This is a genomic window from Methanolobus sp. WCC4 (genome assembly GCF_038022665.1).
Lineage (GTDB): Archaea > Halobacteriota > Methanosarcinia > Methanosarcinales > Methanosarcinaceae > Methanolobus.
Genome location: NZ_CP150629.1, coordinates 106,274 through 121,526 on the forward strand (window position 1 = coordinate 106,274; position 15,253 = coordinate 121,526).

The following is a 15,253-nucleotide window of genomic DNA, read 5'->3' on the forward strand; positions in this document are numbered from 1 at the left end:
GGCCTATTCAATAGATAGTAATTTTGTGCAAATGTTACTATAATACTATCCAATTATATAATATTATCACATATGTGAAGCTGGTATGATAAATTATTGATCCTTACAAGACAATCGAAAAAATCACATGCTGGATGTGGAATATTATGAATGACACAGGGAAATATTTTACTAAAAACGGCAGGACATTCATCCTGGCAATATTATTTCTTGTGATGATGTTGCTCATTACCTCTATTGGTTCGGCGGCATCCATACAGAAATTCAGTATAGACTCGAAAGTATATGCCTCAGGCGAGGCGATAACCGTATCAGGAGAAATTCTGAATGGAAACAGCTCAGGTGAGGTGGAAATAACCATCTGGCCCGAGGGAGATGAACTTACAGACATCTCCAACCAGTCTGCAAACAAGACGATCTATGCATCAGATGGAACATTTTCAACCACCATCAATGCACCCGTCGATGCAGAGGAATACACCATAGTTGCCGAGGATGTGGAATCCGGAGTATACTCACCTTATCTCTATCTGACAGTAGTGGGACAGAACGACCCACAGACAATAAAGATACTGTTCACCGAAGGAGAGGTCCTGAGCGTTTCCCTTTCTGATGCCCATGGTATTGCCGGTTCACTGAACAACAGTAAGACCGGAGGAAACCTGGTTCTCGGGAACACCACATACTACTTCCTTGTATCTGACGAGGATGTTGCCTATGTTGATGATGACCCTACAATGGAACTGGGGTCGGACAGCAACGGAATAAGTGTGATAGGTAACCTGGTGCAAGGCTCAAAGGTCAAACTAAATGGCAATGCATACAGGATCATACACATCAACAATGATACCGATGTTACCCTTGCCAGAACAGTTACACCATCATTCACCGGCGGGGAATCCGTGAATGTTACAGTTCTTGCATTGAACTCTTCCAGTTCTCCTGTGGGAGCTGCGATAGAACTGGAATACTTCAAGGATGACGGTACCGAGATCTCAACAACTAATATTACTACGGACAGCACCGGAGTTAACACAAGTTCTATAAGCATTGCAAGTTCGGCAGGAACCTACCACCTTGTGGCAGATGATATCGGACATATCTCTTTTGTAGTGAACACCATGGACCTCTTCGGAGATATACTGTCAACAGAGTACACACCGAAACACACCTTTGCACATGGCGAAGTAATGGTCCCGGTGGTCTATGCAAAGAACCTGTCTTCAGGCACACCACTTGCAGATGCGGACATTACTGCAACGATAACCAGCAAGAACAATGACTCGTACTCCAACACACTTACACTCGAGTACGACAGTAATATAAGTGCATACATAACCAGCTACACCATACCCATGAGTGCCGAGATCGACACATATTATGTGGAATATGAAGCAACGCTGGATAATGAAGTGCAGAAAGCATATACAAGTTACAATATCAAGGCATATGACCTGTTCCTGAAGGTCGTCTCCAAAGAAAGAGGAGAAGGCGACGGATTCGCACCTGGCGAAGAAGGATTTCTTGTGATAGCAGGAACAAATCTCAGCAACGGTCAGCCAATTGACCTTAACGAATTGACCTCATTCAACATCAGCAAATACAGCATGAACATTACGGACAGTGACGGGGACGATGTAACTTCATCCTGGTCCATTATGAACGCCAGTACATTCTATACCTATGCATCTGTTCCAACTGACATCCAGGAAGAGGTAAAGCAGATGCTTGGAGAGGACTTTGCAGTGATCAACTTCACAACCCCATCAAGCAATGGGATATATGACGTTCATGCCCAGGTAGAACTGGAAAGCGAATGGACCTCTGTTTGGGAAAGCATTATCGTCCAGGACGTTTTCATTCACGGCGAACCTGTCAACAAGATGGGATGGTTCAGCCCGACAGTTGCACCGGATGCAGCCGCAAGGATAATGATAATGGCTTTCGATCCGTCGACCGGTTCTGAGATCACGGACATCAATGATGCAGGACTTGTAGAGGTATGGAGTGAAAGTGCACAGGATGTTGTCACTGAATATATGGAAGATCCTGTGGTAGAGACGATTGATGTTCCTTTCATGGGTACACAGACTGTACTCAAGTTCAATGTGACCGACAACAACCTTGGTTTCCACTACGTTAGGTTCTGGGCCAATGTAACTGTTGACGGAACTCCCCAGATAGTCATGGGAGATGCATGGTTCGACGAGAAACTATACAGCATCCGTGCAAAGCCGGCCTTCGACGACAATTCTAGCATGTTCAAAGTTTTCGGTTCAGAGGACGATATTGAACTTTCGGTACATGTTGAAGACCTCAGCGGCAATGACGTATCAAGTGCCAGTATTAAAGTTGAAAGCGTGAGATACGGAATGACCGGAGAGACCGTACCTGTAGAAGAACAGACCAGCTCCGTGACAACAGACAGCAGCGGAGACGCAACACTGACCATTACTCCGGAGAACAGTCTCAAATCAGGTTTCTATTCCGTCAGGGTCAAGATGACAACCCAGGACGGTACCATTGATTACGGAAACGGCTGGTTCGAAGTGAGCAATTTCATCTTCTATCCGTATTCCACTTCATGGGAAGTAGGCCTTAACCAGCCTGTGAACTTCAGCCTGAATGCATTCGACAGCAGCTTTGGCGACAAGGAGGTAAATGTCACCCTCACAAAGATCATTTCCATGGGTGACTGGGACATGATGTCTCCACCTACCATCTACAGCACTACAGAAGTCGACATAGGAAGCATCAACGGAACAGGCTACTATGAATACCCCGGACTTGCAGACGGCGGAAACTATGAGTTCGTCTTCGAGGCCACAGATGGAACATCAACAGAGGTCGGCAGGGCATGGGTACACGCAACCGCCTTTGTGGCATGGGTTGATTCCGGCTGGGAGTATGAATTCCCGACAAACGGATTCATCAATGTCACTGTAAAGGCATCTGACGATGGAATGTGGGGCAGCAGTGCGCACAATGTCAGCAATGTGACCGTTGAAAAAGTCATGCAGGAAGGCATGTGGATGACCAGCTACAAGACAAAGAGTGAGATGGCATCCATTACAACCACCGAAGCAGGTGCAAACCCTAACGAGATGGACATATCCATTAACACCAGCGGATGGGGACAGGGTGGCTACATGATGACACTCAAGGTAACTGACGATACCGGCAACGAGGTCTATACTGACTTCTGGTTCAAGCTTGAGCTTGCAAGTGTCAGTGTCACAAACCCGATGATGTTAACTGTAAATGCCGGAGAATATTATACCGCCGGGACATCCATCAATGCTTCAAGCGACATCAATGCCAACCAGGACAACCTTGCAAGCATGGGTAACATCAGTGCAGGTAAGATAAGCGGCCCCATCATTGGAGAAGACTGGATCACACCGATCTCAGAAAGCTGGGATATGGGAATAGATTACCATGACCATGATCAGGTACCATACTTCTCACTGGTGGCAGTGGATTCCGTACGGAACACGGTCTATATCGAGTTTGAGAACCGTACGGATGATTTCAACATCGCTGCAAACCTTTCTGACAGTACCAGTACCCAGGTGTTCAACGCCTCTGTCGGAGACAACTTCACCGACTACACCGGAAGGACCTGGAACATCACAGATATTGCTACTGACGGTACGATCGAACTGGAAGGTGTCAACACCCTGAAGAACGGTCTTATTCTGAACGACAGCATCATGGCAATGAGCCAGTCAGGAAAGTTCCTGATAACCAGCTTCCGTGATGAGGAATGGCAGAACATCGATCTTGACGGCGATGATAACTACTTCGACGATAATTACATCGTACTCATGGCAGACTCAATTACCACTGGCAGGTACGACAAGGTCCTTGTAAGTAACTCATCCAATTTCTCTGCAGGATACATCGATGCCAGCGCAGGAGAAGCCATTGAATTCGGAGGAGCACCGATCTATCTGCTGAGCAATAAATACCAGTCCAATGCCTACAACCTGGAATTCAGCACATACAGCGAAGGATGGAACGGTATGCACATGGGCACTTTCCAGAACGGATCAACCGTAAAGATCCCGTTCCTTGTGGAGAGTCCTTCAGGTGAAGCCCTTACAGGCAAGCTGGTGACTATCGACTACCTGATAGATGAAAGCAAGCAGAGACAGACGCTTAGCGGAATCAATGCCACAACCGATGACAACGGTCTTGCAGTTGTTGAGATCAACACTTCTGAAGCAGGCATACCAACCGGTTCCTGGATGATACACTACAATGTAACCCTCGGAAGCGAGTATGCTGTTGCCAATGAGGAGATGTTCTGGGAACTGACCCGCTTTGAGCTGCGTAACTTCGTAGTCTCAGGAGCTCTTGGAACACCGGGCGAGATCGATCTGGTCAAGCTATACGACGACAACCCGGATGACGGTCTGCCAGGAAATGACATGTTGCTTGCCTATGGTGATGAGATCGAGTTCCAGCGTGGGATCTCCGCTCACTATTATGGAGTTGATGATACCTATGCACTCAACTGGCCGTTCAACAACTGGTACTACAACAGCAGCACCCAGGCATTCAACTATTCCGACGACTGGGGCAACACGATGCAACCGGGATCTGTCGGTGTCGGTGCCACAATTAACTCAAGTGGCTCACGCATGCCTATCGACTATACAGTGGATTCTGTGAACAACATCGGAGACACCATTGTTCTCAACCTGAATGAACCAAATAGCTTCTACGGAGATATGTGGAACTTCACATTGTCAGCATCTGACGGCACAACTGCCACCATTGACATGTCATATGTGGGATGGCCGTGGACGGTTGCCGGGTCAGATCCATGGTCCTCACCTATGCAAGAGAACTTTAACATAAACCAGAGTTTCTGGATAGGAGGATTTGATTTCGAGGTCACCACCATCAACACGGATAGCGTGATCCTGACACTCAGAAGCCCGTTGATAACCTCATCACTGGGACCGGTTTCCGCATTAACGGATGATGATACCAGTAACGGTGAGCTTGCCTCATACTCAGGAGCAGCCACAGAGGTCACATTCGGAGGCCAGGACTATTACCTCTTCGGATACAATGACCAGGCAGGAACCATGCATGAACTTCTGGATAACTCTTACCTTGAGACAAAGGACAGGGTACTTGTGGTCAATGCAAGCAACACAAGCCAGACAAACACTTACCGCATCGGCGAGACGATCGATGAGTTCGGTGGTTACTATGTGGCATCGGTTGCCAACTGGGGCGGAAGATTCATCCTGCTGAACAGTAGCGTAACTCAGGTATATCCGATACCTGGATGGTCATCCGATGAGCCGGTCTTCTACGCAGGCAAGTTCAGCGATGAAGACGTTGGTGTTGATATGGCCACTGCAGGAGGAGGATTTGACGACGCGGAACTGCCAGGACTTGGAGAGATCACATCCGATGACCGTTATCACATACTGTTGTTCGACGGACTGATGAATGGTGTCAGTTTCCCGACACAGGCAAAATATGATGACGATCCGGATCTGACAAACCTGCGTGACTGGGAGAATTACATGAACACCAGTTCGATCTACGACATGTACGATATCGAAAGTGGAAGCAATGATGCTTTCATATGGAGCGAAATGGGCCCGGTCCAGTCCAATATGACCGAAGGTGAAGCATATGACATAGGCACCGGTAACATGGATAACTGGCCAATGTCATTCCCGAGCATCAACATCGATGATGCATCAGACACTGCCACCCTCAAGACCTTCGTATCAGCAATGGATGTGGATGTCAATGAAACCGTTACCATCTACGTGACAGCAAAGGACTTTGACGGAACACCAGTCAATGGTACTGCAACATTGCAGTCCCTGAAGATGAGCTTTGGAGGAACCTTCACATCCGGACCGGCTGAGGACATACCGGTTACATGGGATATGAGTTCAGCAATGATCAACACCACCCTTGTGAACGGAGAAGGTACACTTGAGATAGCACCATCTGACCTCTCAGAGATCGAATATGATTTCGGAGAGTTCACGGCATTCGTGGACATCGAGAAGGATTCCGGTGGTGTCGAGACACTTAAGATGAATTTCTTCAGGTTCAACGAAGACATGATGGATATGTTCGAAGATGAAGGTCCTATGGGCTCAGAAGGTGACATGGGAGGAGATATGGAGGACGGATATATATGAGAAAAATAGCCATTCTTTTACTGGCTATGCTGATCGCAGTGGGAACCATTCCTGCTGCCTCGGCTGTTGCCACCCTTACAGTAGGGAGCATTAGCTACGATAATACAATTGTAAAGGACGAGAGTATAACAGTGACATCCAGCATCACCGCAGCAAGTGTCTCAGGCACCCTGACTGTGGATGCGACACTGACAGATAACTCAGGAATGTTCTCGGTCCCAAGCCCGACACAGCAGGTGCAGTTCACTTCAGACGGGACGAAATCCGTTTCCTGGACCGTGACCGCTACTTCAACAGGTACTAACTCCGCACCTTTCACGATATCAGCTTCAGGAGATGACGGAAGCAGTACAGCAAAGACCGCATCCTCTGCACTGACCGTGAAGGACAGGCCTGTGCTGACCGTTTCTTCAAGTACGGACGTCTCATCGGTTTCTGCAGGTGACAATGTCGTCATCAGCTACCTTGTTTCCAACAGTGCCTCTGCAGGTGCTGCAGATGCCACCAACGTGAAAGTGGCACTTTCACTACCAGGCGGATGGAGCCTTACCAGTGGAAGCACGCCATATACCCTTGGAACCATTTCACCGGCAGCATCAAGTGCAGGATCGTGGACCGTAACGGCAGACAGTCCATCTTCATCCAATACCTTTGAGCTTACCGTTACATCCACCGTACCCGGAGGAAGTGTAACCACAAGTTCCACAGTAACAGGTCCGTCTTCAAGCTCCAGCTCCAGTTCAAGCTCCGGCGGTGGCGGTGGCGGAGGAGGAGGTGGCGGTGCCTCCGGTGAAGAGTATGAGAATATAGCCCTGAAGAACGTTGAAAAGGTCTATGTCCAGAAAGATGTAAGGTCAGAGTATTATTTCTCAGATGAGGAGAACCCTATCAGCAAGATCGGATTCATGCCTGTTGTAAATGCAGGCTACACCGATGTGACTGTAGAGGTGCTTCATGATACATCCGCACTTGTAGATTCCAAAGCGAATGGGAAGGTATACAGGAACATGAACATCTGGGTCGGAAAAGGTGGATGGGCAAGCTCTGAGACCATATCCGATCCGAAGATATCCTTCAGTGTGGAGAGGTCATGGCTCAATGGGAATGGCATCGACCCCGCCAACATCAGGTTGATGAGATACACCACCCAGTGGGATGAACTCGACACCACACAGACCGATGAGGATGAAGAGTATGTACACTTCACAGCCAGTACACCCGGTTTCTCACCGTTTGCAATAATAGCAGTAGGAGATGACTCTTCCGGAGTTGACTATGAAAACACCGGATCAGAGGAAACTGTGAGTGAAGTGGAAGAAGCATCTGATTCTGAGATCGAAGATGAAGAGAGTTCATCAAAAGGAATACCAGGATTCGAAGCTCTGGTGCTTGTTGCAATGCTGGGAATGGTCTGTATCTTCAGCAGAAGGAAGGACAGGAACTGACAGATAACAGGTGAATAGTAGCACCTTTAGAAGTGCTACTATCTTTTTCTTTTTTAATTGACCTGGTCTTCCAGTGTTGACACTATAATCGACCAGATAGACCTTATTTCCTGAGAGAATTTATTATCACAATACTCAACAACGGTCTTTCCAACCATCATTGATCCAACAGGACTCCTGTCATATGGAAGTTTGCCTATGACAGAGATACAATTGTTTTTACAATAATCGTATATCTCCTGAGAAAGTTCCAAATTAAGGTCATGTTTGTTGATGCAAACAACAACAGGTATCCTGAAATGTTGTGCCACACTGATCACCCGTTCAAGATCATGCCTCCCGGATATCGTTGGCTCCGTGACAACAAGAACAAGGTCCACACCAGTTACTGAGGCTATCACAGAACAGCCGGTACCCGGAGGACCATCAATAAGAATAAGGTCCTTGCCCATCTCCTCTGCAAGCTCTGAAGCCCTGCGCCTTACATTCGATACGAGCTTACCACTTGCCTCTTCACCAATTCCCAGCTTTGCATGGACCAGCGGGCCAAAGCGTGTGACTGAACAGTAGTATTCTCCGGCCTTTTTCTCAATCATGGAAATGGCATTCTCAGGGCAAACATGCCCACAGACCGCACATCCTTCACACCTGTAAGGGTCAACGACATTGAACCTGCCAATTGCATCGAATCTGCAGGATGAAACACATTCACCGCAATCGATACATTTCTCCTTGTTGATGCTTGCAACCTTAAGGCCATAGAAGTCATGTACCTCAAGAACATCCGGCTGAAGGATCAAATGCATATCAGCAGCATCGACATCGCAGTCTGCTATAACTACACTCTCAGAAAGTGCAGCAAAAGAGGAAGTGATGGTCGTCTTTCCGGTCCCACCTTTCCCACTGATGACAGTGATCTGTTTTACCATTCAGACACCACTTTCGGAAGAGATACATCCACATATGTTTCGATACATATCACGAAAATTACTGCCCCATTCAGGCATTTCCTTTACAAAAGGAATCCCTTTTGAGTAGAGTACGGCAATATCCCGCCCAAACGGAATTTTCAGGAGGATGGGAATGTTCTCTGCATGACAATATTCCTCCACAGCATCATCACCAATACCATGCCTGTTTATAACCACCCCGAAAGGAATGCCTATCTGCCTCACAACATCCACTGCAAGAACAAGGTCATTAAGACCAAAAGGCGTTGGTTCGGTTACAAGTACACAATAATCCATGTCAGCAACGGCTGCTATGACAGGACATGCAGTCCCCGGAGGAGAGTCAATTATCACAACCGTACTGTCATCGATATGTTCCTGCAACTGCCTTATGACAGGAGATGCCATTGGTTCACTGATATTAAGGATGCCATGAAGTAGTTCAATATTAAAACTATCATCGATTCCCTTTTCAATAGTACCTATTGAACGTACCTTTTCCAGAATAGCACCCTCGCAACAAATAAGAGAACACCCACCACAGCCGTGGCAAAGTTTAGGGAATAGCATTATACTTTTGGAGAGGCTGGCTATCGCATTGAACTGGCAGATATCTGCACATCTGCCACAGAGAGTACATTTGTGCTGATCGATCACAGGATATGGCAAAAACACGTCTTCCTGCTTTTCCATATCAAAACCAAGGAAAAGATTGCAATTAGGTTCTTCAACATCGCAATCCAGCAGCTGAGCACTTCCGAGCGCAAGGGCAAGGTTGACGGCAACAGTCGTTTTGCCGGTACCACCCTTTCCGCTTGCGATAGCTATTCTCATACAATTACACCTTAGAGATGCTCAGTGACAATGTCCGTCATGGTCATGGTCATGACCGTGGCCGGCACATGAGTTATCCTGTGTTGCCTTTGAAAGGGCATTGGACTCCCATGCAGCAATAGCATCCTGTATGGTCCCTGTTGCACCGATATACACAGCGATACCGTATTGCTCGAACATCGTGACAGCCTTTCTTCCAAGACCACCACAGAGCATTATATCGACTGCTTCCTTTGCCATTATTTCAGGAGGCAGACCTGTTCCGCCATTGTGCTCACTTGTGTTAGAGATGACAGAAGATTCCTTTGTCTCTGTGTCATACAATGTGTAATAAGGCACCTTTCCAAAATGCTGTCCAACCGTCTCTTCGATTCCTTTCTGTCCCATTGCTGGTATACATAGTTTCATACTTCACGCCTCTGATATTTTAATAATTGATATTGTTCCCGGAATGTTCAGGATGAGGACCTTACATTCCCGGTTTTCCCGGCGAGTTTGCCTCTTTTATTGTCTCCAACGAATTTGAGCCGTAGGCATCCACAGCCTCCTTGACAGAGCCAGTAGAGCAGACCCTTACCTCAATATTTTCTGCCGATAGCAAAGAGAATGCATTGGGGCCTAAACTACCGGTGATCAACACATCTATCCCTTCGCTGATGACCTGCTGTGCAGCCTGCACACCCGCTCCACCTGAAGCGGATACCTGTTCATTTTTTAGCGATAGCTGATCCATAGTTTCAGGGTCGACCATAACAAAATACCCGCACCTTCCAAAATGAGGATCAACAGGTGCATCCAGACCGACATCTTTTGATGTAACACATATTTTCACGGAAATTCACCCATATGAGCAATAAATTATAATCCCACATATGAGGCAAAATATAAAAGCTTAACTGACAAGAACAGATACCTGGTCAACTCATAAAAATTCAAAAATTAAAACAGACCAGCCCGTATATATACGAACAGAACCAAATTGGCATTGAATGTTGACTGTTTTTGAAGCAATTGTACTGGGAATCGTTCAGGGTATCGCAGAATGGCTTCCTATAAGCAGCGAGGGGATGACCACCCTTGTAATGCTGAACGTCTTTGACAGGAGCCTTGCAGATGCGTTGCCGATAGCCATTTGGCTGCACACAGGAACCCTACTCTCGGCTGTTGTCTATTTCAGAAAGGACCTCAAAGACATACTTACCGAGATACCCGATTATCTGAAAAACAGGGACATTAGTGAGAAAAAGAACAGCATAATAACGTTCCTGCTCATCACGACAGCGATCACAGGAGCAATAGGACTGCCACTGATCCTGTTCGCTACCGGAGCTGAGGATTTCTCCGGGAAACTTGCAACCGCAGTCATCGGATTCCTCCTGATCATTACCGGCCTTCTGCAGATATCCGCTGCAAAAAGGACCAAGAAGAGAGATGAACCTGTTATAACCGATTCTGTCATCGCAGGAATAGCACAGGGATTTGCTGCACTTCCGGGAATCAGCAGGTCAGGAATAACCGTTTCCACCCTGCTCCTGAGAGACATCGAAGCATCACAGGCACTCAGGCTGAGCTTCCTTATGAGCATACCTGCAGTCCTTGCAGCAGATGTCGGCATGGGTGCAATGGGACTTCTGAGCTTTGATATGAACTCCATGCTGGGTCTCTTCTTTGCATTCCTCTTCGGGATACTCACCATAGACCTGTTCATCAAAGCGGCTAAAAGGTTCGATTTCTCTAAGTTCTGCATCGCGCTGGGAGTGATCAGCATCCTGGCATATTTTGTATGAGCCTTTGCTTAAAGCCTCCAATCCTCTTATTTGCCACAAAAGAGAATAAATACATAAGCTTTTCTGGAAATGTATAAATAAAACATCACGCAATGAGTGCATAACAATGGCATGCAGAGGAAGACCCAGATCACCCAGAAGAGTTGAATGCTCACCGGAGGTACTCTATTTCAAACCCAGAGGAGTACCACTCAAAGAGCTTGATACCGTATCCCTTGCTATAGAGGAGCTTGAAGCCCTGAGGCTGGCAGACCTTGAAGGAATGCAGCAGGAAGAAGCGGCTATCAGCATGGGAATATCAAGAAGGGCTTTCTGGCAGGACCTTCAGAATGCAAGGAAGAAAGTGGCTTCAGCACTTATCGAAGGCAAGGCCATAGAGATCGTTGGCAAAGACCCTGATGCTACTGAATGATTCCCGGAACATCGCCTTGCAGGCCATTTTGAATTACATTACTTAATTGCATTACTTACGTATTACATCAATTCCAAGATCATAAAGGAGATATTATATGGCACAGAACATCCAGAGTCCTGAGGACCTTTTAAAGAAAGCAGAGGAACCAAAGCTCATCAGGAACATGAGAGCTATCCAGAAGAAGATAATGGTGATGAGCGGTAAAGGCGGAGTAGGCAAGAGTACAGTTGCAGCTAACCTTGCAGCGAGACTTGCAGAACGTGGACACAAGGTAGGTCTTCTGGATGCCGATATACACGGACCAAGCATCCCGAAGATGTTCGGGATCGAGGACGAAAGGCCAACTGTGGATGAGAATGGTATCGTGCCTATCAGCGTCACCGAGAACCTATCTGTGATGTCAGTTGCACTTCTCCTTGAGGATAAGGACGCTCCGGTGATCTGGAGAGGACCTGCAAAGATGGCCGCCATCAAGCAGTTCCTTGAGGATGTCTCATGGGGCAAACTGGAATATCTCATTGTGGACCTGCCACCTGGAACCGGTGATGAGCCACTGAGCATTGCACAGCTTATCGAGAAGATGGAAGGCGCAGTAGTTGTTACAACACCACAGGATGTAGCACTTGTAAGTGTCAGGAAATCCATCAAATTCGCAGAGATACTTAAGGTACCTGTGATAGGCATCGTGGAGAACATGAGCGGAATAGTCTGCCCTCACTGTGATGAGACAATAGACATCTTCGGCAAGGGCGGCGTGGAGAAAGCAGCAGCCGACTTCAATGTCCCTGTGATCGGGGAACTCCCAATGGACCCTAAGGTCGCAGAGATCGAAGACAGCGGAAAGGTCCACACTGACATCAATGAAGAGATGCTCTGGGGCAAGGGCTTCGCAAAGATCGTCGATTCTGTTGAGAGTTTTAAGAAGTGAGTTTCAGGACTTACTCCTTTCAGGAAGAAGAACTCTTCCAGCCTCTTTTTTTTAATTGATTCCCGGGAAACTTTAACAGAATTGTGTCTGTATCCAGGATATTATTTCTTTTCTGTATCGATCAGTCTAATATACTAAAAAAACAGACATTTCTATATGGAAGTGGGAAGCCATAGGGAAGTGGACAGGCTTGACTTCAGGAACCCGACAGAACTTGTCGATGATGTCCTCCTGAACGATAGCTGGCTGCTCAAAGAGAACTCCAACACACGCCTGAGTCCATCAGTCATTGACCTGCATATTGCGGCACAGGTCAAGAAGCAGTATGCCCTCAGGAAACTATATTCAAAGGAAAGCGCATGGGCTCATCTGGAAGGATTGATCCATATCCATGACCTTCACAGCCCGTTCACACCATATTGCAATGGTATCGATGCCAGGATCTTCCTGAAGGACGGGCTTCGTTTCCCGGATACGGTCAGTCTCCCGGCAAAACGTTTTGAATCGGCCCTTTACCATGCCATGTCCTTCATGGTACATTCACAACAATTCTTCGCAGGAGCACAGGCGATCGATATGCTCAACTGGATGCTTGCTCCCCACCTTCATTTCGATGATATCGATGAGGAACAGCTCAGGCAGATAATACAGGGATTCATGTTCCAGATGAACCAGTCCAACCGCATCGGCGCCCAGAGTGCTTTCACTAACATAGGACTGAGGATAACATGTCCGCCACTTATCGCAGACCAGAAGGCCATCTTTGGAGGAAAGGAACTTGATGAGACCTACAGCCACTTCGAAGATGAGGCAAGGAGGATCTACAGGGTCATGATGGAAGTTGCCGGAGATGGTGACGGACAGGGATGCCCCTTTACCTTCCCGCTGATAACAACAGCAATATCCAATGACCTTGACTTCAGTGACCCTTTGTGGAAGCTCACCATGCAGGCAACCGCATCAACCGGAGCACCTTATTTCCTGAACCTCAGAGCAGATTACCTCTCTGACGAGACCGTGCACGCCATGTGCTGCCGTCTCTTTGCCAGACATACCGGCGGGATCTGGAATGCAGGAGGCATGGGGAACGGTTCCAACAAAGTCGTTTCCATTAACCTTCCTGGAGTCTCACTTCGTTCAAGAGATATGGACGAGTTCTTCGATGAACTTGACAATACAATGGACATCGCCAGGCAGACCCTGCTTGACGGGAACGGGATCATCAAAAAAGCATTGTATCAGTGGAAGATACTACCGTGGCTCCTCATGGTCACAGACGATGGCATACCCTATTACGACTTCTTCAAACGTCACCTCACATTTGGCGTGGTGGGACTTAATGAATGCCTTATGAACCTCACCGGAGAGACACTACTGGAACAAAAAGAGAACGGACTCAGGATCATACGCCATATGGCAAAGAGACTCGAGCGATACTCAAAAGAAGACAACATTGAGTACACACTGGAACAGACGCCTGCTGAGAGCACAGCCCACCGCTTTGCCCTGCTGGACCGTGCAAAATATGGAGAAGGTGCGAACATCCAGGGAAGCGATGATGCTCCTTACTACACGAACTCCACTCATGTACCTTACAGAAGTGACACATCCCTTGTCAATCGTATAGAAATTGAGTCCGATTTCCATCCTTACTTCACAGGTGGAACCATCTCCCACATATGGATGGGAGAGAGCTATCCGGAACCAGTGGGACTTTCTGACCTGATCGAACGGATTACGAGGACGAAACTTGCATATTTCTGTTTCTCACCTGATTTCTCCATATGTGAGAACGGACATAGTTCCAGAGGAAGTCAGGAAATATGTCCGCATTGCCAGAGGGAGATAGTTGACCATATCTCAAGGGTCACAGGATACTACGGACATGTGAACAACTGGAACCCTGGTAAGATAAAGGAATATGAAGAACGGCACCGATACAGACTGGATAGCATTTCAGAAAGATAGATAAGCGTCCGGACCATCAGAACATTATGCATTTTAACAGTGAAGCATCGTTCAAGTGGCTCTATTCACAGCAGATATCGAAGGTTAAGGACCTTGCACGTATAGTGCAGGCAAGCCACCTATGGGATGAGGAAAACGAATACAGGGAGAAGCTAATAGGCCTGAGGAACGATGGGTCCTGGAACTGTGACCTGAGAGATACCTCGCGTGCAGCCTCGGTCCTTGCACTTACAGGCATCATATTTCCCGAAGTGAAGGAATGGCTGCTCTCTAAAAAGACCGGCAGTTCATGGAACGATGATGTCTATGACAGCACATATGCACTGATGGCACTTGCGGATATGGGTCATCATGACCCTGAAGGATGCCGGTGGCTTATTGATAACTACGGACCGAAATGGGAACATCCCGGAACCACGGCACTTATCATAACCGCGCTTATCAAGCAGTCAGGGTGCAGGGAAGAGAATGAGAACGGCTATGCAGGTTTTATCGATGAACGTGCAAAGTGGATAATATCACAAAAAGAACATGATGCTGCATGGAAGACACTTGCCACAAGCAACCTTGTCATCCAGTCACTTATCCTTGCAGGATCTAAAAATGTGACAGAGGACTCTTTTAACTGGATATTGTCAAACATGAACGACAATGGTTCATGGGGAAAAGATGGCGGTGATATCAATACCACATCATTGTCCCTTATCACCATTCATGAGTACATGAAATGAAAAATCGGGA

The 15,253-nt window shown here is 47.2% G+C and carries 11 protein-coding genes; 7 read left to right on the forward strand and 4 right to left on the reverse strand.

Translation table 11 applies throughout. The annotated features are described in order from the left end of the window. Positions 1-146: 146 nt before the first annotated feature. Positions 147-6,185 (forward strand): hypothetical protein, encoded by a 6,039-nt coding sequence (locus tag V7O63_RS00550; RefSeq protein ID WP_340819187.1) that lies wholly within the window; start codon positions 147-149, stop codon positions 6,183-6,185. Further along, complete coding sequence (locus V7O63_RS00555) at positions 6,182-7,630, forward strand: PGF-pre-PGF domain-containing protein (RefSeq protein ID WP_340819189.1); 1,449 nt, start codon at positions 6,182-6,184, stop codon at positions 7,628-7,630. Before V7O63_RS00550 ends, V7O63_RS00555 begins: the two co-directional genes overlap by 4 nt. A 53-nt stretch (positions 7,631-7,683) precedes the next feature. Here the strand turns inward: V7O63_RS00555 and V7O63_RS00560 are convergent, their stop codons facing one another. The 4 genes from V7O63_RS00560 to V7O63_RS00575 all read right to left on the reverse strand — a co-directional run bounded on the left by V7O63_RS00560 (position 7,684) and on the right by V7O63_RS00575 (position 10,246). After that, a complete protein-coding gene (locus V7O63_RS00560; RefSeq protein WP_340819190.1) occupies positions 7,684-8,559 on the reverse strand; it encodes an ATP-binding protein in 876 nt (291 codons plus the stop codon). Further along, positions 8,560-9,414, reverse strand: coding sequence for an ATP-binding protein (locus tag V7O63_RS00565; protein ID WP_340819191.1), 855 nt, complete (start codon positions 9,412-9,414; stop codon positions 8,560-8,562). A 21-nt stretch (positions 9,415-9,435) separates the two neighbouring features. Continuing rightward, positions 9,436-9,822 carry a NifB/NifX family molybdenum-iron cluster-binding protein gene (locus V7O63_RS00570; protein ID WP_340819192.1) on the reverse strand — a complete coding sequence of 129 codons (387 nt, stop codon included), beginning with the start codon at positions 9,820-9,822 and terminating at the stop codon, positions 9,436-9,438. A 61-nt stretch (positions 9,823-9,883) separates the two neighbouring features. After that, positions 9,884-10,246: a NifB/NifX family molybdenum-iron cluster-binding protein gene (locus V7O63_RS00575; RefSeq protein ID WP_340819193.1), complete on the reverse strand. Its 363-nt coding sequence runs from the start codon at positions 10,244-10,246 to the stop codon at positions 9,884-9,886. Between the two features lie 157 nt (positions 10,247-10,403). Between V7O63_RS00575 and V7O63_RS00580 the strand changes: the two genes are divergently transcribed. The 5 genes from V7O63_RS00580 (at position 10,404) to V7O63_RS00600 (ending at position 15,243) form a co-directional block, all read left to right on the forward strand. Beyond that, complete coding sequence (locus tag V7O63_RS00580) at positions 10,404-11,201, forward strand: undecaprenyl-diphosphate phosphatase (RefSeq protein WP_340819194.1); 798 nt, start codon at positions 10,404-10,406, stop codon at positions 11,199-11,201. A gap of 106 nt (positions 11,202-11,307) precedes the next feature. Further along, positions 11,308-11,613 (forward strand): DUF134 domain-containing protein, encoded by a 306-nt coding sequence (locus V7O63_RS00585; RefSeq protein WP_340819196.1) that lies wholly within the window; start codon positions 11,308-11,310, stop codon positions 11,611-11,613. Between the two features lie 97 nt (positions 11,614-11,710). Continuing rightward, entirely contained in the window at positions 11,711-12,544 is an 834-nt protein-coding gene (locus V7O63_RS00590; protein WP_340819197.1) for an Mrp/NBP35 family ATP-binding protein, read from the forward strand. 156 nt (positions 12,545-12,700) lie between these two features. After that, positions 12,701-14,512, forward strand: a complete 1,812-nt coding sequence (nrdD, locus tag V7O63_RS00595; protein ID WP_340819198.1) for an anaerobic ribonucleoside-triphosphate reductase — start codon at positions 12,701-12,703, stop codon at positions 14,510-14,512. A gap of 26 nt (positions 14,513-14,538) precedes the next feature. Next, positions 14,539-15,243 carry a hypothetical protein gene (locus V7O63_RS00600; RefSeq protein ID WP_340819199.1) on the forward strand — a complete coding sequence of 235 codons (705 nt, stop codon included), beginning with the start codon at positions 14,539-14,541 and terminating at the stop codon, positions 15,241-15,243. The last annotated feature ends 10 nt before the right edge of the window (positions 15,244-15,253 follow it).

Excerpts from the sequence above, each read along its gene's own strand:
- V7O63_RS00580 (WP_340819194.1), top strand. The coding sequence starts at position 10,404 with ATGTTGACTGTTTTTGAAGCAATTGTACTGGGAATCGTTCAGGGTATC.
- V7O63_RS00590 (WP_340819197.1), top strand. The coding sequence starts at position 11,711 with ATGGCACAGAACATCCAGAGTCCTGAGGACCTTTTAAAGAAAGCAGAG.
- V7O63_RS00550 (WP_340819187.1), top strand. The coding sequence starts at position 147 with ATGAATGACACAGGGAAATATTTTACTAAAAACGGCAGGACATTCATC.
- V7O63_RS00570 (WP_340819192.1), bottom strand. The coding sequence starts at position 9,822 with ATGAAACTATGTATACCAGCAATGGGACAGAAAGGAATCGAAGAGACG.
- V7O63_RS00555 (WP_340819189.1), top strand. The coding sequence starts at position 6,182 with ATGAGAAAAATAGCCATTCTTTTACTGGCTATGCTGATCGCAGTGGGA.
- V7O63_RS00565 (WP_340819191.1), bottom strand. The coding sequence starts at position 9,414 with ATGAGAATAGCTATCGCAAGCGGAAAGGGTGGTACCGGCAAAACGACT.
- V7O63_RS00585 (WP_340819196.1), top strand. The coding sequence starts at position 11,308 with ATGGCATGCAGAGGAAGACCCAGATCACCCAGAAGAGTTGAATGCTCA.
- V7O63_RS00600 (WP_340819199.1), top strand. The coding sequence starts at position 14,539 with ATGCATTTTAACAGTGAAGCATCGTTCAAGTGGCTCTATTCACAGCAG.
- nrdD (WP_340819198.1), top strand. The coding sequence starts at position 12,701 with ATGGAAGTGGGAAGCCATAGGGAAGTGGACAGGCTTGACTTCAGGAAC.
- V7O63_RS00560 (WP_340819190.1), bottom strand. The coding sequence starts at position 8,559 with ATGGTAAAACAGATCACTGTCATCAGTGGGAAAGGTGGGACCGGAAAG.